The following is a 19,811-nucleotide window of genomic DNA, read 5'->3' as shown; positions in this document are numbered from 1 at the left end:
CGCTGGGTCCTGCCTTGACCGCAGGAAGCGACGCCTCACCCCCCGCCGCATCGGATGATGCCATAGGTCCGGGTGCTGAACCATTGGCCGGCGAGCTCCAGTTCATAAGGCTCGCGGGCGTTCCAGAGCCTAGCCCCGAGGGCTGGATCAAGCTGCGCGCCGGACGGCAGCGCCGCCACGACAAAGGCCGGTGCATCTCTGGCCGCGCAGAGCTCCCTGATCTGCGGCAGTGTCGGGACCTTCGGGGTCGTGGGCGCGGCACCGAAGGGGCTCTTCCAGTCCGGGCCGACCAGGCCGAGCGAAATCAGCCGGTCGATTCGGTCGTTCAGGACCAGGGCGAGGGGCCGAGACAGCACCACGCCGGCACCCTGAAACTTGCTGGCCCAGCTGGCCCGGCCCGCCAGGGTCCAGGGCTCGACATCCCCCACCAGCCACAGGACCTCTCCCGCCCGGTCCGACAGCAGGGCCTGCAGCTCAGGATCCGCTCCGGACTCCCGTTCGACCGCGAAGCCCGAGCGGTTGTCCCAGAGTAGCAGGGCCAGGGCAGACAGAACCACGGCCCCTAAAAGGGCACCCCGCGGCTTCAGCCGGTCCGGACGCGCCGCCAGGGCCAGGGCGGTGACGGCGGCAATCCAGCCCGGCAGGCCGCTGTTCCAGATCAGGCCGGGCCCCAGCCCCTGGCCGTCCGGCAGGGCCAGTAGCCCCTTTTGCAGGGCGCTGAACCTCAGGACGGCCCAGGCCGCCATAAGCAGGACCGTCAGGCCGAACACACCGCGCCGAACCAGGCCCGGCGCGCTCCAGGTGGCGCGCTCGCCGATCAGGACCGCCGCCAGGGCGATCGCCGCACCGATCAGGGCGATCGCACCCCAGCCGATCAGGGTCCAGCCCAGGCCGAGTGCGCAAACCGCGATCAGCCCGGTCGGCCCCCGCCCCGCCAGGGCCCGGAGACAGACCACAAGCCCGGCCGCGGCCAGGATCGCCATCAGGGCCTGGGTCCGCCAGGCCTGGATCTGGATCGGCAGGATCAGGGACAGACGGTCGGCCAGCCAGCCGAAGCCGACCCCCAGCAGACCGGCAATAAGGACAGCGGTCATCAGTCGGCGGACAGGGCCCCGGCTCAGACTTGCGGCAAGGCCGAGAGTCACGGCCTGGACCGCGATCCGGCCCCAGGCCTCGGCGGGCCAAAGAGAGACGAATACGGTAGGGCTGCGGGCCTCGCTGATCGCCCGCCAGGCCGGATCCATAACCCGCAGCAGGCGGTCGACCACGGGCAGATGAAGGCTCGCGGCGATCACCAGCAGCCCTCCCCCCGCCACACCGGCCAGCAGCCAGCGGCGGTCTTCAAGGCACAGGGCGACGAACAGCACCGCCAGGCCGCACAGGGCCATGATCGGATGCAGGGCCAGGGCCGCAACCAGCAGCCCCCCCGCCAGCCAGCGCCGGTCGGAGAGCCAGGCGGCCAGGGCCGCAAGGGCCATGGCCTCGACCAGGATGCGCGGGGTGGCAAAGGCCTCGCCATAGGCGAAGACCTCATGCGCCCCGTAATAGGGGGCGACGACGATGACGAGGATCGTTGCGGCCCGTCGCCAGGCCACCGGCAGGTCGGCCAGCAGCCGGGAGACCAGCAGCAGCAGGGCTGCCAGCCAGACGACGAGACCCAGCCCGCTGACCAGGGCCACGGCGGCATTCAGGCCCAGGCCCTTGACCAGCCAGGCCAGGACCGGGGTGTATAGGCTGAAGCCGAATTGACCGTCATGGGCGAAAATCACATCGCGGCCGACACCCTGTGGGTCCAGCCGCGCCAGGGCGTCGCCGAAATAGAGCCTGGCATCATGGCGCAGGCCCAGATGCACCCGGCTGAGGGCCAACAGGGACGCCGCGACCGCCAGGAACGCCCAGCGGCCGAACCGGGTGACGCCCTGCCCGCTCACGCCGCGGAGCGTGGGGCGCGGAACAGCAGCGCCCGCCGGACGATGAAGTTGAACACGAAGACCAGCCCCGCCGTCGGGATCTTGGCCAGGCCCGGGGCGAGATGCAGCTGCTCGACCCAGAGGGCCATCAGCAGCTGGGTCAGGATCAGGCCCGCCAGGCCGACGCCCAGGAAGCCGGCAAACTCGCGTCGGCGATCAGCAATCGGACGATGGCGGAAAACGACCGACACGCTGAGCCCATAGGTGACCCCGATGCCGACGGAAAAGCCGATGGCTGCAGCCGCCAGATAGTTCAGGCCCGCCCCGTGCAGAACCAGCAGCAGGCCCCAGTCCACCGCCAGGGCCGCGGCGCTGGCCAGGCCGTAAAGGCCCAGTTCCCGCAGGCCGACCGGCAGCCGAAGCCAGAGCTCGCGGACCAGGCTCATGCTCAGGCGGCAACCTTTTGCGGCACCGCGCGGACGCTGGACAGGGCCTCGCGAGCCCCCGAGACACCGGCCTCGCCATACTCGGCGTCTTCGTTGACGTCCCAGACGTCGTGGATCGTCTCGCCGGCAATGATGTTCTCGGCCGTCAGCAGGCCGGTCATCATGGCGTGGTCCTGGTTGTTGTACTTGTGCATGCCGTTGCGGCCGACCAGATGCAGGCCCGGGAAGTGCATCTTCAGATCAAGGCGGATCATCCTGATGTGTTCGGCATAGCTGTCGTCATAGACCGGGTAGGCCTTGTGCTGGCGCACCACGCAGGCGTCATAGACCTCATCGGGGTTCATCAGGCCGATCTTGGCGATCTCGCGCTTGGCCTGGGCGACCAGGTCTTCGTCCTTGCTGATCCACAGGCCGTCGCCCTCGAAGCAGAAATATTCCAGGCCCAGGCAGGTCGAGACACCGTCGGGGATCATTTCCGGCGACCAGGAGCGGAAGTTCTGGACCCGGCCGACCTTCACCGACGGGTCGTGGATATAGATCCAGTTGTCGGGCAGTTCCTTTTGCGGCTTGCCGATCAGGACCACGGTGATGAAGTCGCGGTACATCAGCTCACCGGCATGGAACAGGCTGATCGGCGTGGGCGACACGGCCTGCATCAGCTCGCGCAGCGGGGCCGAGGAGACCACGTCATCGGCAGTATAGGTCTCCTTCGTGCCGTCGGCGCGGGTGACGTCAACGGTCCAGAGACGGGTGACCTTGTCATAGTGCAGACCCTCGACCTTGCGGCCCATGCGCAGCTGGCCGCCCAGGGCCAGGATCTTGTCGGCGCAGGCCTCCCACATCATGCCGGGGCCTTTGCGGGGATAGCGGAAGCTTTCGATCAGGGTCTTGGGCGCGCCCTCGGCCGTAACCTTGGCGCGGACGCCCAGCGAGCGCTTGACGCCGTCGATGATGGCGGCGGCCAGATCCAGGCCCTTGATGCGCTGGCTGGCCCAGTCTGCCGAGATCTCGTCGCAGCTCATGCCCCACACCTTCTCGGTGTAGGTCTTGAAGAAGATCGAGAACAGCTTCTCGCCGAACTGGTTACGTACCCACTGGTGGAAGGTGGTCGGATCCTTGATCGGACGCGCCTTGGCCCAGCCGAACGAGGCCATGCACTGGGTCGCCGTCCAGATGCCCAGATTGGCCAGGGCCTCGAAGGCCTTCAGCGGATAGGCGTAGAACTTCTCGCGATAATAGATGCGCGACAGGCGTGGCCGGTCGATGAAGTCGTCGGGCAGGATCTCGTTCCAGAGGTCGACCACCTCCTTGGACTTCGAGAAGAACCGGTGGCCGCCGATGTCGAACTTGAAGCCCTTGTAGTCGACCGTACGGCTGATGCCGCCGACATAGACCGGGTCCATCTCGAGCACGGTCACGCCCCGTCCGGCCTTGGCCAGGGTGTAAGCGGTGGTGAGGCCTGCGGGGCCCGCTCCGATCACCAGGGTTTCGACGTGCTGCGCCATGACTCTTCCCATCCCGTTTCAAAGCCAGAATGGCGGCGCTTGGTTAAGGCTGGGGCGCCAGACATGGTGAATCGCGGTTAATTGTGAATCGGAGCCCTTCAGTCGCGGCGAGTCCCGGACACGGCTTCGCCGCTTCACGCGGATGACCGCTGAAGGTGTGGGAAGGGCTGCGGAGCGTCCGGGCCTCGCCCGGATGTGAGTTTGAATAAGTACCGTTTCGACGAAGACGAACGCTCCGCGTGACCGTTATCCCTCTGGCCGGGGCGCGCGGGTCTGGTTCAACCCTTCACCCCACCCGGGCCTTGTCCTCCTCGCGACGGACTTGAGCCTCTGGCTGCAGCCACGCCGATTCCGGAGGGACCCGGAGCGAACCTTCGGACGGGCGGAGGCCTTGGCTTGCCCCCGATAGGCGGGTTTACGTCCCCCGCCCTCGCATTAAGCGCGCCGGCACGGACATTCGTCCGACCGGTGGCCCCGCGCGATCCCCCCTGACAGCCGTCTCTGGTCGCCGGCCGGACGCCCTTCCCGTGCTGTCAGGTGAGACTGATTATGCGGGTGAATTGAGCGCGGAGGATTGGCGCGCTCCGACTTATTGCAAGGGGTTGATTGGACTTGAGTTTGTACGGGAAACGCCGAGTACAGATCGAGCCCAATCCCCGTACTTGCCCCCTACTGGCTGCTGCGGACCCATCTTCCCCCCGCAGGGGGGAGGACGACCTGCGGAGCAGGTCAGGAGGGGGCCTGCGGCATCGGCCGGAGGCAGCGCGCCCCTACTCCGCCAGCGCGTCCCGCTCCCAAGCCAGATACTCCGGCGTCTGAAGCAACCGATCACAATAGGCCTGAGCGGCCCCGATATCGCCGTATTCAGTAACCGAGCCTGGCCATGATCGGCGCGCAGATTGATCTGGCGGTCGCTTCCCAGTCGGCCCGGAGGGGCGGGAGCCTGGGATTCAGGTTGAGCGGGCCCAAGTGTTTCTCCGTACCCCAGATATCAGGAACCGGACGAGGGGCCGCTGAGGACCAGAGCCGCGTTAGGTCGAACCCAGGGACGCCCATCAAGGTCGCCAGTGAGGCGTGAATGTGTGGGGCGTCGAGGTCCTCATACCGAACCAGCTGGTGCTGGCCCTGGAAATCATGCCGTAGCACCGCTGCGTAATAGCCCAGGTATTCCCGGCAAACTGCGGCCACGTCGTCCTGCGAGTAGGGGCGGCTAGCACCGGATTTTTCGTGTACCGCCTGACGGGATCGGACCACGGACAACGGGTTCCGGCAGATCGTCACGAACCGAGCTTTGGTCGGATACAATTCATGCAGATCCGGAAAGAAGGGTGTGAGATGGGGGTCCTTGACGCAGAGTGTGCGCTTGCCCCCAACGACGCGCCAAACATGCCTTAAAGCGATGTCCGTAATCGTGCGGGACATGTCCTGAAATTCAGCGAGATCCTTAAAATAGGCGCGGGTGTGACCCGCCCAAGACGCCTTGCCGTTTCTGTAGGCGGTCATGTACCCACGGAAAAAGCTGACCTCAGGATGGTAGTGACCGACGTCCGGAGCGGTGCAAAGCAGAGCGTGCGCCACGCTTGTCCCTGATCGAGGAGCACCACCCACAAAAACTATTCGATCCGGAAAATCACTCACAACCATAACGCTCTAACTCAAAAACTCTAGACAAGAGCTACAAGCCACTATCTCGGCAATAATTGGCAGCCACAGAGCCGCTAGACAATTATTTTTGCCACCTGATCTAGTGGCAATAACCACCAAATAATTTCCGTATCAGCTATTTCACAAACCCTGAAAGCACAAGATTTCAGGAGCAACAGCGCAGTGCCTATACTACTCCGCCAGCGCGCCCCGCTCCCAGGCCAGATACTCCGGCGTCTGCAGCAACCGATCACAATAGGCCTGAGCGGCCCCGGCATCGCCATATGCCGACAGCGCGATGCCATAGGTCCGGAACCGCGTCGCCACGGGGGTGTAGAAGGCGTCGGCGATCGACCAGTCGCCCAGCAGGAACGGACCGCCCGAGCGGGCCAGCAGGTCGTTCCACAGGGCGGTGATGCGGCGCACGTTCTTCCGGGTGGCCTCTGAGAGCTCAACCGTGCGCGGCGTCTCGTCCAGGGCCATCGGGCATTCGCTGCGCAGGGCCGTGAAGCCCGAATGCATCTCTGCGGTCGCCGCCCGTCCCAGGGCCCGCAGTGCCGCATCGGCCGGCCACAGCCCGGCGTCGGGATACATTTCGGCCAGATATTCGCAGATCGCCAGCGAGTCCCAGATCACCAGGTCGCCGTCCTTCAGCGCCGGGGCCAGGGCGCTGGGCGAGCTCTGGGCCAGGGCCGCCGCCGTGATCTCGGCCTGACGCAGCGCGACCAGGGTCTCGGTGAACGGCACGCCCAGACGCTTGAGCACCAGCCACGGACGCAGCGACCAGGTCGACCATTTCTTGGTGCCGATGACGAGTTCCATGAGCGTAGTCCTGCGGAAAATGGCGGGTAGTCAGGTCGCTTAACCTGCGTCTAAAGTCGCCACAACGATTAGAACAAATGTTCGAGGGAGCAGACGCCCATGGCAGACACGGCCACACCGTCGCCGGTTATCAACCCCGTCTCGACCGGCTATCGCCGCTACGCCCTCTGGGTGCTGTTGATCATCTACACCTTGAACTTCCTCGATCGGCAGGTGGTCAATATTCTGGCCGAGCCGATCAAGCAGGAGCTGGGCCTGGCGGACTGGCAGCTGGGCATGATGACCGGCCTGGCCTTCGCCGTCTTCTATACCGTGCTGGGCATTCCGATCGCCCGCATCGCCGAGCGCAAGAACCGGCCGATGATCATTGCGACCTCGGTGGCCGTCTGGAGCGGCTTCACCGTGCTTTGCGGCTTCGCCCAGAACTTCTGGCATCTGATCCTGGCCCGCATCGGGGTGGGCGTCGGCGAGGCCGGCTGCACCCCGGCAGCCCATTCGCTGATCAGTGACTATGTGCCCAAGGAAAAGCGGGCCAGCGCCATCGCCTTCTATTCGATCGGCACACCCCTGGGGACCCTGGTCGGCATGGCCATGGGCGGACTGGTGGCCGATGCCTATGGCTGGCGGGTCGCCTTCATGGTCGCCGGTGCGCCGGGTGTGCTGTTTGCCCTGGTCGCGGCCTTCACCCTGATCGAGCCGCGCCGCCAGCTGGCCGCCGATATCGCCGCCCGTGCCGCCCAGCAGATCAGCTTCGGAGCCGCCCTGGCGGTTCTGGCGACCAAGAAAACCTTCTGGCTGGTGGCCCTGGCGGCGGCGGTCAAGGCCTTCATCGGCTACGGCCAGGCCCCGTTCGTCGCCTCGTACTTCTTCCGCAACCACGCGGCGGAACTGGCCAGCCTGGCCAGTGTCTTCGGCCTGAAGTCGGCGGGCTTCCTGGGCCTGGCCCTCGGCCTGATGGGCGGCTCGGCCGGGGTCATCGGGGCCTGGCTGGGCGGTGTCCTGGCCGATCGCCTCGGGGCCAAGGACCTGCGGGCCTATGTGATCGTGCCGGCCATCGCCTCCCTGGCCGGGATTCCGCTCTATATCCTGGCGGTCTGCATGCCGACCGCCCTGCCCGCCCTTATCATCCTGACCCTGCCGACCCTGCTCGGCACCCTCTGGTACGGACCGGTCTATGCCACCGCCCAGAGCATCGTCGATCCGGCCATGCGCGCGACCTCGGCTGCGGTGCTGCTGCTGATCATCAACCTGATCGGCCTGGGCTTCGGACCGCTGCTGGTGGGTGCGATCAGTGACATCTTCGCCGGGCCGCTCGGCATGGGCGCAGCCAAGGGCGTGCAGTGGGCCCTGATCATCTCGTCCCTGCTGGGGCTGATTTCGTTCGCCCTGTTCTGGCAGGCCCGCAAGACCATCCGCGAGGACATGGTGGCCTAGGGGCTGACACCCGCAAGACCTGCCCCCTTCGAGTCGCTCCGCGGCCGTCTTCCTCCGAAAGGGGGAAGATCGCCATGGGCTCGGAGGGGGCAAATGAGCCGCTCCGTTCACTCCGAAATTCCCTGCTGGCGCTGCGCGTTCCGTTAAGTCTACAGTCCCCTCAATAATTAGAACAAATGTTTGAAGGGAGAGCGCCAGCATGGCAGACGCGATCGCGTCCAGCGGGACCAAACCGCTGTATTCCAACGGCTACAAGGCCACGGTGCTGGGGCTGCTGCTCGCCACCTACACCTTCAACTTCATCGACCGGACGATCATCGCCACCATCGGTCAGGCCATCAAGGTCGACCTGAAGCTGACCGACACCCAGCTGGGCCTGCTCGGCGGGCTGTACTTCGCCCTGCTCTATACGATCCTGGGCATCCCGATCGCCCGCCTCGCCGAACGCTGGAACCGGGTGACGATCATCTCGGTCTCGCTGGTCATCTGGTCGGGCTTTACCGCCCTGTGCGGCAGCGCCGCCAATTTCGCCCAGCTGGCGGCCTATCGTTTCGGGGTCGGCATCGGCGAGGCCGGCTGCTCGCCGCCCAGCCACTCGCTGATCAGCGACTATTATGCCCCCAAGCAGCGGGCCACGGCCCTCTCGATCTATTCGTTCGGCATTCCGCTGGGCACCATGTTCGGCGCGGTAGCCGGTGGCTGGCTGGCCCAGGAGTTCAGCTGGCGCGTGGCCTTCGTGATCGTCGGCCTGCCCGGCATCCTGCTGGCCGTGATCGTCAAGCTAGTGGTCAAGGAACCGCCGCGCGGCCATTCCGAGGCCAAGGAACAGCCCCTGGAGGCCGAAGACCTGGTGGTCGAGCCCCCCAAGCCGGCCTTCTCCCTGCGCTCCGAGTTCAGCGAGATGTGGGCCGTCACCAAGGTGCTGTTCGCCAAATGGCCGGTGCTGCATATGGTGCTGGGCGTGACCATCGCCTCGTTCGGCTCCTATGGCTCCGGAGCCTTCGTGCCGTCCTACTTCGTGCGGGCCTTTGGCCTGGACTTGGCGCAGGTGGGCCTGATCACCGGCCTGATCGGCGGCTTCTCGGCAGGGGTCGGCACGCTGATGGGCGGCTTCCTCAGCGACTGGGCCGGCAAGAAGAGCGCCAAGTGGTACGCCCTGACGCCGGCCATAGGCCTGACGATCTGCACCCCGATCTATATTCTCGCCTATCTGCAGACCAGCTGGGAGGCCACGGCCCTGATCCTGCTGATCCCGGGCATCTTCCACTATGTCTATCTGGCCCCGACCTTCGGCGTGGTGCAGAACTCCGTCGATCCGCGTCGCCGGGCCACGGCGACGGCCATCCTGTTCTTCTTCCTGAACCTGATCGCCCTCGGCGGCGGACCGGTCTTCACCGGCTGGCTGATCGACCATCTGGCGCAGTACAATTTCAACACGCCGAATGCCGGCGGGCTAATCTCGTCGCTGATCGGCTCGTTCGGACCGGACGGCGCGGCCAGCTTCTCCACCAGCTGCCCCGGCGGCGTCGCCCCCAAGGGTTCGCCCACGGAACTGGCTGATCTCTGCCGCACCACCCTGGCCCATTCCAGCCAGCAGGGCATCATCGTCTCGCTGTGCTTCTATGCCTGGGCCGGCCTGCACTACGCCCTGGCCGCCATCGGCATGGTCAAGCACATGAAGGAAAGGGCCGTGGCCCAGGCCTAGGGCGTCCAGCGCGACCTCTCGACCGCTCTCCCCGGCGAAAGCCCGGGAGAGCGGTGTTGGTTCAGGCCGTAAAGATCCGCCCCTCGCGAACCTCGACCGGCCAGGGTGACAGGCTCGCCCCCACGCAGGGGCCACCGACGCAGGTCCCGGTCTCCACCTTGAACACCGCGCCGTGCCAGGAGCAGGCAATCAGCCCGCCATCGGGCGTCAGATACTGGTCAAGCTGCTGGGCCAGGGGCAGGCCGGCATGCGGGCAGCGGTCGACATAGCCAAACACGTCTCCGCCCTGCCGCACCACGAAGCCGTGGAAGCGGTTGGCCCCGATCTGCAGGACAAAGTTGCGGGCACCGCCGTCGGCGATCAGCTCGACCGGACCAAGACCGACGCCGGCCGGTGTCTTGAAGACCCGACCGGCCGGCTCGACCTGTTCACTCTCTGGGCTCAAACCCGCTCGACCGACTGCTCGATGGCCCCGAAGATCGAGTGGCCACGTGCGTCCTTCATCTCGATCCTGACGGTGTCGCCACCGAGCAGGAACGGTGTCACGGCCTTGCCATGCAGCAGGGTCTCGACAGTGCGCACCTCGGCGAGGCACGAATAGCCCAGCCCGCCCTCGGCCACTGGCAGGCCCGGACCTTCATCGGCCCCGCGATTGCTGACCGTGCCCGAACCCACAATGGTCCCCGCCGACAGGGCCCGGGTCTTGGCGGCATGGGCCACCAGGGTCCCGAAGTCGAAGGTCATGTCGACACCGGCGTCGGCCTTGCCGAAGTCCTTGCCGTTCAGCGAGACCAGCAGGGCACCGTGCAGCTTGCCGTCCTTCCAGGCGTCGCCCAGCAGGGCCGGCGTCACCGCGACCGGCGAGAAGGCGCTGGCCGGCTTGGACTGCACAAAGCCGAAGCCCTTGGCCAGTTCGTCGGGGATCAGGTTGCGCAGGGAGACATCGTTGCACAGCATGACCAGGCGGATCGCCGCCAGGGCTTCCTCGCGCGTCGCGCCCAGCGGGACGTCACCGACGATCACCGCCACCTCGCCCTCGAGATCGCAGCCCCAGGCCGCATCGGCCAGGGGAATGTCATCGCGCGGGCCAAGGAAGCCGTCAGAAGCGCCCTGGTACATCAGGGGATCGGTCCAGAAGGTCTCCGGCATGGCCGCGCCACGGGCCTTACGCACCAGCTGCACGTGGTTCACATAGGCGCTGCCATCGAGCCACTGATAGGCGCGCGGCAGGGGGCTGGCGGCGTCGTGCTCATGGAAGCGCTCCTTGGGCACCGCGCCGTGCTCGAGGCTCTCGGCCAGGCCGCGCAGCAGAGGCTCGCAACGTCCCCAGTCATCCATCGCGGCCTGCAGGGTCGGGGCGATCGTCGCCGCGTCGGTAAACCAGGCCAGGTCGTTGGAGACCACCACCAGACGGCCGTCGCGGCCGTCCTTGAGAGACGCAAGCTTCATGGGCGCTTCCTCGTTATCGTTATCGTTTAAGGCAGGACGGCCTTGGGGAAGCCCGACCAGCAGGCGTCATAGTCCGCCTGAAGCGACGAATGCTCCAGAGCAAATCGCGTCGGACGCAGCGTCCAGCGGCTTTCAAACATGAAGGCCAGGGTGTTTTCGATCTTGTGCGGTGCAAGATCGGCCGCCACGGCCCCCTGCCAGCTGGCCAGATCGGGCCCGTGGTCGCTCATCGGGTTGTGCAGGGACGCCCCGCCCGGCGAGAAGCCGCCCACCTTGGCGTCATAGGCCCCGTGCACCAGGCCCATGAATTCGCTCATCACGTTGCGGTGGAACCAGGGCGGCCGGAAGGTCTGTTCGGCCACCATCCAGCGCGGCGGGAAGATCACGAAGTCGCAATTGGCCGTGCCCGGGATCTCGCTGGGCGAGGTCAGGACCGTGAAGATCGACGGATCGGGATGGTCGTAGCTGACCGTATTGATCGTGTTGAAACGGGCCAGATCATAGCGGTACGGCGCGAAATTGCCGTGCCAGGCCACCACGTCCAGCGGGCTGTGATCCCATTGTGCGGTCCAGAGCCGCCCCTGGAACTTCTGGATCACCTGGGTCGGGGCCTCGACATCCTCGAAGGCCGCGACGGGGGTTTCGAAGTCCCGCGGATTGGCCAGGCCATTGGCCCCGATGGGCCCAAGGTCCGGCAGCTTGAAGGCCGCGCCATAGGTCTCGCAGACATAGCCGCGCGAGGGCCCCGCGACCTCGACCCGGAAGCGGACGCCGCGCGGGATCACGGCGATATGGCCCGGCCCCGCCGTCATCACGCCCATCTCGGTGACCAGGGTCAGGACACCCTGCTGCGGCACGATCAGCAGTTCGCCATCAGCGTTCTGGAAGACGCGATCCGTCATCGAACGGTTGGCGAGATAGAGTTGCACGCCAATCCCGGCCTGGGTCGCCACATCGCCATTGCCGGCCAGGGCCCTCAGGCCATCGACGAAATCGGTCGGTGCCTCGGGGATCGCGATCGGGTCCCAGCGCAGGCGGTTGGGCGTCACGGGCCCGTCGAAGGCAACGTCGCACAGGCCGGGCTGCGCACAGGGCTCATAACGGCCATGGCCGGCACTGGGGCGCAGACGATAGAGCCAGCTGCGGCGGTTCTCGGCCCGGGGTGCGGTAAAGGCCGTCCCCGACAGCTGTTCGGCATAGAGCCCGAACGGCACCTTCTGCGGCGAGTTCTGGCCGACCGGCAGGGCACCGGGCACCGCCTCGGTGGCGAAGTGATTGCCGAAGCCGGATTGGTATTTGAGCGCGTCTATATCAGTCACGTGCTTCCTCCCCCACATCCGCTCTTCCCGGCGAAAGCCGGGACCCGGATTCCTCCGGAGCGGTTCGTGGGTTTCACCTGGGCCCCGGCTTTCGCCGGGGAGAGCGGGATTGTGGGACGGGAAGCGGGCTCCCGTCCACCGGGCTTGACTAGGCCTCGACCGTGATCACGCCGCGGCGGATCTGGTCCAGCTCGATGCTTTCGAACAGGGCCTGGAAGTTGCCGTTACCGAAGCCCTCATTGCCCTTGCGCTGGATGACCTCGAAGAAGATCGGGCCAAACAGGTTTTCGGTGAAGATCTGCAGCAGCAGGCCTTCCTCGCCGACATTGCCGTCCAGCAGGATGCGGTTCTTGCGCAGGCGCTCAAGGTCCTCGCCGTGGCCGGGCACGCGCTTGTCGACCAGCTCGTAATAGGTCTCGATGGTGTCCTGCAGCTTGACGCCCCGGGCGCGCAGCCTCTCGACCGTGTCGTAGATGTCGGGGGTGGTCAGGGCCAGGTGCTGGATGCCCTCGCCATTGTACTGGCGGATGAACTCCTCGATCTGGCTCTTGTCGTCCTGGCTCTCGTTCAGCGGGATGCGGATCGCCTTGTCGGGCGCGATCATCGCCTGGCTGAACAGGCCGGTCGCCTGACCCTTGATGTCGAAATACTTCTGCTCCTCGAAGCCGAAGACATCGCGATAGAAGGTCGACCAGGTGCGCATCTGGCCGCGCTTGACGTTGTGGGTCAGGTGGTCGAGCAGATCGAGACCGACATTGTTGGCCGCTTCGGCTTCCGCCGCGCCAGCCACCGGGGTCCAGTTGGCGAATACCGCGTCCGCGCCCTCGACCAGATACAGCATCGAGCCGCCGATGCCTTCCAGCACCCGCGCGCCCTCGCCCAGCACCGTGACCGAAGCGTCAGCGGCAACCGCCCCGCGCTTCAGGGCCTCGGCATAGGCGGCCTCGATGTCGGCGACGCCGAAGGCCATGCCGTTGGCCGAAGGGCCATGGGCGGCGCGGAAGTCGGCGACCTGGCCGGTCGGCTCGTCATTGACCAGCAGGTTGATGCGGCCCTGCTTGTAGCGGGTCACAGCCTTGGTCGGATGGGTGCTGGCGGCAACGAAGCCCAGTTGCTCGAACAGCGCCTTCATGGCGGCCGGTTCGGGGCTGGTGAACTCGACAAACGCGAAGCCGTCGAGGCCGAGCGGGTTTTCAGCGGTCATGGCCATGGTCAACCTCCAGAAACTCAGTGCGCCAATGCGGCCGGCAGGGCGGCGATCAGGCGGTCATTGTCGGCCGGACGGCCGATGGTGATGCGAACCCAGCCACCGGCGACCGGGGTGGGACGGATGATAAGCCCTTCCTGCAACAAACGCTCGCTCGTTGCTTCGGGACCCGCGGGCGTCTTCAGGAAGACGAAATTGGCGTGGCTCCGGGTATGCTCGATACCCAGGGCCGCGAGCGCCGTCTCGACCCGGCCGCGCTCGGCGATGGTCAGGGCGACCGTGCGCTCCAGGTGCTCGACATCGGCCAGGGCCGCCAGGGCCGCGGCCTGGCTGGCGGCGGTGACATTGAAGGGCGGACGCAGGCGGTCGAGATAGCCGACCAGTTCAGCCGAGGACGCGACGCCATAGCCGACGCGCAGGCCGGCCAGGCCATAGGCCTTGGAGAAGGTCCGGGCCGACACCCAGGGACCGCCCCAGGCCTCCAGCAGGGCAAAGGTATTGAAGGCCTCGTGATACTCGCGATAGGCCTCGTCAACGAAGACCACGGTCGAGCGCGGCGTCACGGCCAGGATCTCGCCGATATCGACGCCGGTCAGGGCATTGCCGGTCGGATTGTTGGGCGTGCAGAGGACCAGAAGCTTGGGTCCCTTGGCCGCTTCGACCTTGAAGGCCTCGACATCGAGATCGAAATTGGCCAGGCGCGGCACGTCGATGATCGTCGCCTCGGCGCAGCGGCCGAAGATCTCGTAGGCCGGGAAAGTCGGGGTCGACAGCAGGATGGTTTCGCCCGGCGCGATCACGGCCCGGAACAGATAGTCGATCAGGCCCTCCGACCCCGGCGACACCACGATGCGGGCCGGATCGACGGCCAGGCTGGTGGCCAGGGCATTGCGCAGGGTCTCGGAATAGGGGTCCGGATAGATTTCCGGATGGGCCATGGCCGCCATAACGGCTTCAGCCACCTTGGGGCTAGGGCCCAGCAGGTTTTCGTTGCTGGCCAGCTTGGAAAAGTCGCTGCGCCCGGCGCGCCGACCGGCCTCGGCCAGGGTCATGCCGGACTTGTAGGGCTGAACGGTTTCCAGCGCCGCCCGGACGGGCGACGGGACGGCCGAAGCCAGGGGCTTCTGGTCGACAACCAGCATGACTACCGCTCCTCGAATGAACAGCGGTCTGAGTAGCGGAAAATCGAAGTCAGAACCTGTCGATCATGACCACGAAAACGGCCTTATGGGTCATAAAATGCCAGATACGAGCCCTGGACTGGCACGATGCGCCGGGCATCAGCCTAGTCGAGATAGTCGAGTGGCAGGGCCGTGGAGTCCTTGATGGTGTCCAGCACGAAGCTGGAGCGGATATCCTTGACCGCCGGCATCTTCAGCAGGCGCTTCATGGTGAAATCCGCATAGGCGTCGAGATTGGGCACGGCCACCTTCAGAAGGTAGTCATAGCCCCCGGTCATCACATAGCAGCCGACCACTTCAGGCTCGCGCAGGACCGCCTCGCGGAACGCCTCGGCAGCGGTTTCCGTATGCCGGTCAACCTGGACTTCCACATAGGCCAGCACGTCCAGCCTGGCCTTGCGCCGGTCCAGGAGAGCCACATAGCCGGCAATCAGGCCGCTGGCCTCCAGCTGCTTGACCCGGCGCAGGCAGGGACTGGGCGACAGGCCGACCTGCTCGGCCAGATCGACATTCGAAATCTTGCCGTCCTGCTGAAGGATCTGAAGGATCTTGCGATCAGCGCGACTAAGCTTCATGTGACCGATTTCGGTGAGAAGTTGGCAGGATATGCCAAGCCTTAGCAGATCCTCGACCGAATGGGGAGCATCAAGGCCCGAGACAGCAAAACGCCCGGGGCTTTCACCCCGGGCGCTTCAGAAGCTAGATCTGACCAGCTGGATCAGTTGGCCAGGCGACGCAGGAACGACGGGATTTCGAGATCCTCGCCTTCGTCGAGCTGCTGGGCTTCCAGCGGTTGGGCTGCCGTCCGCCCCCCAGAGGCCGTGCGGGCCTGGGGTTGTTGCGGCGGCGCAGGCTGCTGGTCGTAGCGCTGGCGACCGCCACCGAAGAGGCTCATCCAGCCGCCGGACTTGGCGGGCTGGCGATCGGCATAGTGCTGCTCGGTATAGAGCGGCGCATCATCAACGTCCTCGACCAACGGATCGACGATCCGGGTCACAGTCCGCGGGGCCGGCGTGGTGATGCGAGGCTCTGGAGCGGCCTCGGCCACGACGGGCTCCTGGAAGTAAAGATCGGCCTGGGGCGCTTCATCCACCACTTCCGGCTCGGGCTCATAGGCCGGCTCCGGTGCATAGGCAGTCGGGCGTTCGGCAGGACGGGCCTCGTAGCGCGAGGTCGGGCGGGCCGGCTCCGGCTGCGGGACGGGACGCGAGGTCTCGGCGATCAGCGGGGCGGCCGAGGTGTTGCGAGCGACCGGCTTGGGTTCGATCTGGGCGATGGAGGCCCCATCCATGCCGGTGGCGACCACCGACACGCGGATCACGCCTTCCAGCGACGGATCGAAGGCCGCGCCGAAGATGATATTGGCTTCCGGATCGACCTGGTCCGAGATGGCGTTGGCGGCCTCGTCGACTTCCAGCAGGGTCATGTCCATGCCACCGGTCACGTTGACCAGCACGGCCTTGGCACCCTTGAGCGAGACTTCGTCCAGCAGCGGATTGGCGATGGCGTTCTGGGCGGCCATCAGGGCGCGGTCTTCGCCGGTGCCCTCGCCGGTGCCCATCATCGCCTTGCCCATCTCGGTCATGACCGTGCGGACGTCGGCGAAGTCGAGGTTGATCAGGCCCGGCAGGACCATCAGGTCGGTGATGGAGCGAACGCCCGAGTGCAGGACCTGGTCGGCCATGCCGAAGGCTTCAGCAAAGGTCGTGCGCTCATTGGCGACACGGAACAGGTTCTGGTTCGGGATGACGATCAGGGTGTCGACATAGCGCTGCAGCTCACCGATGCCGGCATCGGCCAGACGCATGCGGTGACGGCCTTCGAAGTGGAAGGGCTTGGTGACGACGCCGACGGTCAGGATGCCGCGTTCGCGCGCACACTTGGCGATGATCGGGGCTGCACCGGTGCCGGTGCCGCCGCCCATGCCGGCGGTGATGAAGACCATGTGGGCACCGTCCAGATGCTCACCGATCTCGGGAAAGCTTTCCTCGGCGGCGCTCATGCCGACCTCGGGGTGCGCACCTGCGCCGAGCCCCTGGGTCACCTGAACGCCGAGCTGAATACGACGGTCGGTCTTGGCGAACTGCAGTTGCTGCGCGTCAGTATTGGCGACCACGAACTCAACACCTTCGAGGCCTGCCTCGATCATGTTGTTGACGGCATTGCCGCCCGCGCCACCGACGCCGAACACGACGATACGGGGCTTCAGTTCAGTGGTGCGCGGCGCTGAAAGAGAAATAGCCATGGAACCCTCGCGACCTTACGCCGAAATCGTCAAACAGGACCCCGGCGATTCAACCGTCGGGAACGCCTCGACGATTGGGTTAACAGAACAACCACCATCGTTAATCGGCGGTTAACTGCATAATATGAGTCGGGGACAGGTCGAGCGCTGCCTGAGCACAATTTGTCCTGGCTCGGCAGAATCTCTTGGCACGCAAAGGGTTCTGGAGACTTGATGCGACGGAACGCCGCGATTTCCTAATTCATGCCGGCCCGAGAGCTTGACCGGACTTTCGGGCCTGATGGCGCGAGTCGGTCGTCACAGATTGTCGCGCAGCCAGGCGGCGGCCTTGGCCATCGGACTGGCATTGGGGTCCATCGGACGCTTGCGCAGGGCGGCCGCAGCCAGGGCCTTGGGCGAGACCACTTCGCGCGGTCCGAAGGCCGAGCGGTGCAGCACGCCGGCCGCCGCGCAGAAGGCCGGACCCGAGGCCGCATCGGCCAGGTGCGGCACCCGGCGCGGGCGGCCCAGACGAACCGGACGATCAAAGACCCGGACGGCGACTTCGCGGACACCGGCCAGCTGGCTGGCACCGCCAGTCAGGACAATGCCGGCACCAGGTTCGACCGGGGCACCCGAAGCCCGGAGGCGCTCGCGCAGCAGTTCCAGGGTCTCTTCGACGCGGGGCTGGATGATGCCCTTCAGCAGGCTGCGCGGCGCGATGACCGGACCGGCACCCGGATCGTCACCGCGTGGCGGGGCCTCGATCATCTCGCGGTCTTCATTGGCCGAGGCGATGGCGCTGCCGTGCAGCGTCTTGATGCGCTCGGCCCCGGCGACCGAGGTCTGCAGGCCGCGGGCGATATCCTGAGTTACGTGCCCGCCGCCGACGGCGAGGCTGTCGACATGGCAGAGCGCGCCATTGTTGAACACCGCCACCGAGGTCGAACCGCCGCCCATGTCGATGCAGACGGCACCGAGGTCCATCTCGTCCTCCTCCAGGGCCGCCAGGGCCGAGGCGAAGGGAGCGGCGACCACGCCCTCGAAGGACAGGTGAGCCCGCTCGACGCAGTGGGCCAGGGTGTGGAAGACGTTTTCGTTGATCGAGACGACCAGCAGTTCCAGGCCCAGCGAGCGTCCGAACATGGCCCGCGGATCGCGAATGCCGCGCTGGCCGTCGACCGACCAGGCGATGGGCAGAAGGTGGATCGGCTTACGACCGGGAATCTTGACCTGGGCCAAGGCCGAGGCGATGGCGCGCGACAGGTCGCCGTCAGCGATGGGTCGGGCCCCGAGCGAGACCTGGGTATGGACGCGGTTGCTGGCCAGCTGGCCGCCGGCGGTGCAGACGCTGACGCCCTGAACATTGAGGCCAGCCACGGTTTCGGCCCGCTCGACGGCCTGGGCGATGGCCTGGGCCGCTTCGTCCAGATTGACGATCGCCCCGCCGCGCACGCCGCGCGACTGCACATAGCCGACGCCGGCCGTGGTCAGGGTGCGGTTGTCACGATGAATGCCGTCGGCCTTCATGATGAAGCACGTGACCTTGGAGGCCCCCAGATCGACAGCCGCGACCGCAGGCTGACGCACCAGCGTCGCCTTCAGGCCATCGCGGGCCTGTTTCCGATCTTCCAGTCGCGACATCGCTATCGGCACCCCAACACCATATCCCTACGCCCCACCGGCCACGGTCTGCCCGGGCAGAGCCGCATCGCGGGGTCTCACAGCCACCATCTCGGGATCGCGCAGATCAATGCGCGCAAACCCCAGATCCAGGATTCGTTGTCTCTGGTCCAACTGATCCAGCTGGATCAGGGCGGATTCTTCGTCGATCGCCGGTAGCTGGATCAGAGACCCATCCTTCAGGCGCAGGTCCCAGCGCCGGTCATCGACCCGGACCAGAGCCTCGAGCCGATCGCGCAGGCGCGGCCGGGCGGCGACGGCCGGCAGGATGGTGCCGGCGGCCTGGTCGGCTCCCTGCCCCACCACCAGCGGCAGTTGCGGGAAGCGTGCGGCATCGGCCTCGCTGATCACCCGGCCTTCGCCGTCAATCACGCGCATGCGGCCACCGCTCTGCCAGACGGCGAGGGCAGGACGCTCCTCGACGGCGATCACCACGGTGTCGGGCAGGAGGCGCACGACCCGGGCCTCCTTGACCCAGCCCACGGTCTCGACGCGCTGGCGGATCTCCGCCAGGTCCAGGCCCAGGGTCGGCTGATCGAGATAAAGGCCCGAGGCGCGGCGGATGTCAGCGTCGGCCTGGGTGGACGCCCCCTGGACGTGCAGGGTCTTCAGTTTGAAACCGGCCGTGGCGAACTCGCCGTCGACGCCCTGGCGGGCAGCCGTGACCAGGCGCTCGGCCCGATGGCCGGTCGCGAGCATCACAACAAGTCCAAGCCCCAGAGCCGCGCCGGCGACGCTCAAGGCGAACGCGGGCGACAAGCCCACGCCCTTGGCGGCGCGCAGTTTGGCGGCCGGCTGCGCGCCCTTGGGCGGAGCCGAACGAGCCTTATTCGGACTTGCGGGCACTTCGGCCCGAGGGCGCCTAGGCTTAGGCGGTCCCCCCCGCACTACAGCGGGCATAAGCGTCCTCCACGATCCAGTACTACAGTTGATCAAACGAAATCCCGACACGGGCGGCTTGCTCAGGAGGAAGCGAAGTCGGTGTCATGCCAGGCTGCGTATGGACCTCTAGAAGGACCAGAAGGTCGTTAATGTCGTCATAACAGGCGCCCGATCAGGTTACGCCTTGGCAACCAAGGGCTGTAAGGCCCAAAGCGCCCGTCGCCGGGGCGCAACCCCTTGCTGCAGAACGGATAGACAGGGGCTTGCTGCGGGTTTCGCAGACCCCAACGCGCCTGAAATGACCATCCTTGAAACCTGTGGATGAGCAAATAAGGTTCATCTCAAGCGGCGATGGGACCATTTGACTCACCCCCGGGGCCTCGGACCGGCCAGGCCCTCG

The 19,811-nt window shown here is 66.3% G+C and carries 16 protein-coding genes and 1 pseudogene; 2 read left to right on the top strand and 15 right to left on the bottom strand.

Annotated features, from left to right (window positions below):
* Nucleotides 1–35: 35 nt before the first annotated feature.
* From AQ619_RS04905 to AQ619_RS04885, 5 genes are all read right to left on the bottom strand, one after another.
* On the bottom strand, nucleotides 36–1,931 hold the full coding sequence (locus AQ619_RS04905) for a hypothetical protein (protein ID WP_062145063.1): 1,896 nt from the start codon (nucleotides 1,929–1,931) through the stop codon (nucleotides 36–38).
* Entirely contained in the window at nucleotides 1,928–2,356 is a 429-nt protein-coding gene (locus tag AQ619_RS04900) for a GtrA family protein (RefSeq protein WP_062145061.1), read from the bottom strand. The genes AQ619_RS04905 and AQ619_RS04900 overlap by 4 nt, the downstream gene beginning before the upstream one ends.
* A gap of 2 nt (nucleotides 2,357–2,358) precedes the next feature.
* The gene (locus tag AQ619_RS04895) at nucleotides 2,359–3,861 is read right to left on the bottom strand and encodes an NAD(P)/FAD-dependent oxidoreductase (protein ID WP_062145059.1); all 1,503 of its coding nucleotides are present in this window, start codon (nucleotides 3,859–3,861) and stop codon (nucleotides 2,359–2,361) included.
* 864 nt (nucleotides 3,862–4,725) lie between these two features.
* On the bottom strand, nucleotides 4,726–5,505 hold the full coding sequence (locus tag AQ619_RS19530; RefSeq protein WP_084745763.1) for a sulfotransferase family protein: 780 nt from the start codon (nucleotides 5,503–5,505) through the stop codon (nucleotides 4,726–4,728).
* 192 nt (nucleotides 5,506–5,697) lie between these two features.
* Nucleotides 5,698–6,327, bottom strand: a complete 630-nt coding sequence (locus AQ619_RS04885) for a glutathione S-transferase family protein (RefSeq protein ID WP_062145053.1) — start codon at nucleotides 6,325–6,327, stop codon at nucleotides 5,698–5,700.
* 99 nt (nucleotides 6,328–6,426) lie between these two features.
* Between AQ619_RS04885 and AQ619_RS04880 the strand changes: the two genes are divergently transcribed.
* Nucleotides 6,427–7,761 (top strand): spinster family MFS transporter, encoded by a 1,335-nt coding sequence (locus AQ619_RS04880; protein ID WP_062145051.1) that lies wholly within the window; start codon nucleotides 6,427–6,429, stop codon nucleotides 7,759–7,761.
* Between the two features lie 199 nt (nucleotides 7,762–7,960).
* Nucleotides 7,961–9,466, top strand: coding sequence for a spinster family MFS transporter (locus AQ619_RS04875; protein WP_062145048.1), 1,506 nt, complete (start codon nucleotides 7,961–7,963; stop codon nucleotides 9,464–9,466).
* Nucleotides 9,467–9,527: 61 nt separating this feature from the next.
* Here the strand turns inward: AQ619_RS04875 and AQ619_RS04870 are convergent, their stop codons facing one another.
* From AQ619_RS04870 to AQ619_RS18660, 10 genes and pseudogenes are all read right to left on the bottom strand, one after another.
* On the bottom strand, nucleotides 9,528–9,911 hold the full coding sequence (locus AQ619_RS04870) for a Rieske (2Fe-2S) protein (RefSeq protein ID WP_062145045.1): 384 nt from the start codon (nucleotides 9,909–9,911) through the stop codon (nucleotides 9,528–9,530).
* Complete coding sequence (locus AQ619_RS04865; protein ID WP_062145042.1) at nucleotides 9,908–10,915, bottom strand: fumarylacetoacetate hydrolase family protein; 1,008 nt, start codon at nucleotides 10,913–10,915, stop codon at nucleotides 9,908–9,910. The genes AQ619_RS04870 and AQ619_RS04865 overlap by 4 nt, the downstream gene beginning before the upstream one ends.
* A gap of 26 nt (nucleotides 10,916–10,941) precedes the next feature.
* On the bottom strand, nucleotides 10,942–12,252 hold the full coding sequence (gene hmgA, locus AQ619_RS04860; RefSeq protein ID WP_378109298.1) for a homogentisate 1,2-dioxygenase: 1,311 nt from the start codon (nucleotides 12,250–12,252) through the stop codon (nucleotides 10,942–10,944).
* A 130-nt stretch (nucleotides 12,253–12,382) separates the two neighbouring features.
* Nucleotides 12,383–13,444, bottom strand: a complete 1,062-nt coding sequence (gene hppD, locus AQ619_RS04855) for a 4-hydroxyphenylpyruvate dioxygenase (protein WP_062145039.1) — start codon at nucleotides 13,442–13,444, stop codon at nucleotides 12,383–12,385.
* Between the two features lie 17 nt (nucleotides 13,445–13,461).
* Nucleotides 13,462–14,583, bottom strand: a complete 1,122-nt coding sequence (hisC, locus tag AQ619_RS04850) for a histidinol-phosphate transaminase (protein ID WP_062145037.1) — start codon at nucleotides 14,581–14,583, stop codon at nucleotides 13,462–13,464.
* Nucleotides 14,584–14,726: 143 nt separating this feature from the next.
* Nucleotides 14,727–15,197 carry an Lrp/AsnC family transcriptional regulator gene (locus AQ619_RS04845; protein WP_062145034.1) on the bottom strand — a complete coding sequence of 157 codons (471 nt, stop codon included), beginning with the start codon at nucleotides 15,195–15,197 and terminating at the stop codon, nucleotides 14,727–14,729.
* A gap of 143 nt (nucleotides 15,198–15,340) precedes the next feature.
* Nucleotides 15,341–16,867, bottom strand: coding sequence for a cell division protein FtsZ (ftsZ, locus tag AQ619_RS04840; protein WP_062145032.1), 1,527 nt, complete (start codon nucleotides 16,865–16,867; stop codon nucleotides 15,341–15,343).
* A gap of 297 nt (nucleotides 16,868–17,164) precedes the next feature.
* The gene (gene ftsA, locus AQ619_RS04835) at nucleotides 17,165–18,490 is read right to left on the bottom strand and encodes a cell division protein FtsA (protein WP_062145029.1); all 1,326 of its coding nucleotides are present in this window, start codon (nucleotides 18,488–18,490) and stop codon (nucleotides 17,165–17,167) included.
* A gap of 27 nt (nucleotides 18,491–18,517) precedes the next feature.
* The gene (gene ftsQ / locus AQ619_RS04830) at nucleotides 18,518–19,429 is read right to left on the bottom strand and encodes a cell division protein FtsQ (RefSeq protein WP_062145026.1); all 912 of its coding nucleotides are present in this window, start codon (nucleotides 19,427–19,429) and stop codon (nucleotides 18,518–18,520) included.
* Nucleotides 19,430–19,451: 22 nt separating this feature from the next.
* Nucleotides 19,452–19,622: pseudogene (locus tag AQ619_RS18660) on the bottom strand (D-alanine--D-alanine ligase); the annotation flags it as partial.
* Nucleotides 19,623–19,811 lie beyond the last annotated feature (189 nt).

Source organism: Caulobacter henricii, from assembly GCF_001414055.1.
GTDB classification, from domain to species: domain Bacteria; phylum Pseudomonadota; class Alphaproteobacteria; order Caulobacterales; family Caulobacteraceae; genus Caulobacter; species Caulobacter henricii.
The sequence above is the reverse complement of the archived record's forward strand: the minus strand, read 5'-3'. Positions and strand labels throughout refer to the sequence as shown.

Excerpts from the sequence above, each read along its gene's own strand:
- AQ619_RS04895 (WP_062145059.1), bottom strand. The coding sequence starts at position 3,861 with ATGGCGCAGCACGTCGAAACCCTGGTGATCGGAGCGGGCCCCGCAGGC.
- ftsQ (WP_062145026.1), bottom strand. The coding sequence starts at position 19,429 with ATGCCCGCTGTAGTGCGGGGGGGACCGCCTAAGCCTAGGCGCCCTCGG.
- hisC (WP_062145037.1), bottom strand. The coding sequence starts at position 14,583 with ATGCTGGTTGTCGACCAGAAGCCCCTGGCTTCGGCCGTCCCGTCGCCC.
- ftsZ (WP_062145032.1), bottom strand. The coding sequence starts at position 16,867 with ATGGCTATTTCTCTTTCAGCGCCGCGCACCACTGAACTGAAGCCCCGT.
- AQ619_RS04875 (WP_062145048.1), top strand. The coding sequence starts at position 7,961 with ATGGCAGACGCGATCGCGTCCAGCGGGACCAAACCGCTGTATTCCAAC.
- AQ619_RS19530 (WP_084745763.1), bottom strand. The coding sequence starts at position 5,505 with ATGGTTGTGAGTGATTTTCCGGATCGAATAGTTTTTGTGGGTGGTGCT.
- AQ619_RS04900 (WP_062145061.1), bottom strand. The coding sequence starts at position 2,356 with ATGAGCCTGGTCCGCGAGCTCTGGCTTCGGCTGCCGGTCGGCCTGCGG.
- hmgA (WP_378109298.1), bottom strand. The coding sequence starts at position 12,252 with ATGTGGGGGAGGAAGCACGTGACTGATATAGACGCGCTCAAATACCAA.
- AQ619_RS04885 (WP_062145053.1), bottom strand. The coding sequence starts at position 6,327 with ATGGAACTCGTCATCGGCACCAAGAAATGGTCGACCTGGTCGCTGCGT.
- AQ619_RS04845 (WP_062145034.1), bottom strand. The coding sequence starts at position 15,197 with ATGAAGCTTAGTCGCGCTGATCGCAAGATCCTTCAGATCCTTCAGCAG.
- AQ619_RS04865 (WP_062145042.1), bottom strand. The coding sequence starts at position 10,915 with ATGAAGCTTGCGTCTCTCAAGGACGGCCGCGACGGCCGTCTGGTGGTG.
- AQ619_RS04880 (WP_062145051.1), top strand. The coding sequence starts at position 6,427 with ATGGCAGACACGGCCACACCGTCGCCGGTTATCAACCCCGTCTCGACC.
- ftsA (WP_062145029.1), bottom strand. The coding sequence starts at position 18,490 with ATGTCGCGACTGGAAGATCGGAAACAGGCCCGCGATGGCCTGAAGGCG.
- hppD (WP_062145039.1), bottom strand. The coding sequence starts at position 13,444 with ATGGCCATGACCGCTGAAAACCCGCTCGGCCTCGACGGCTTCGCGTTT.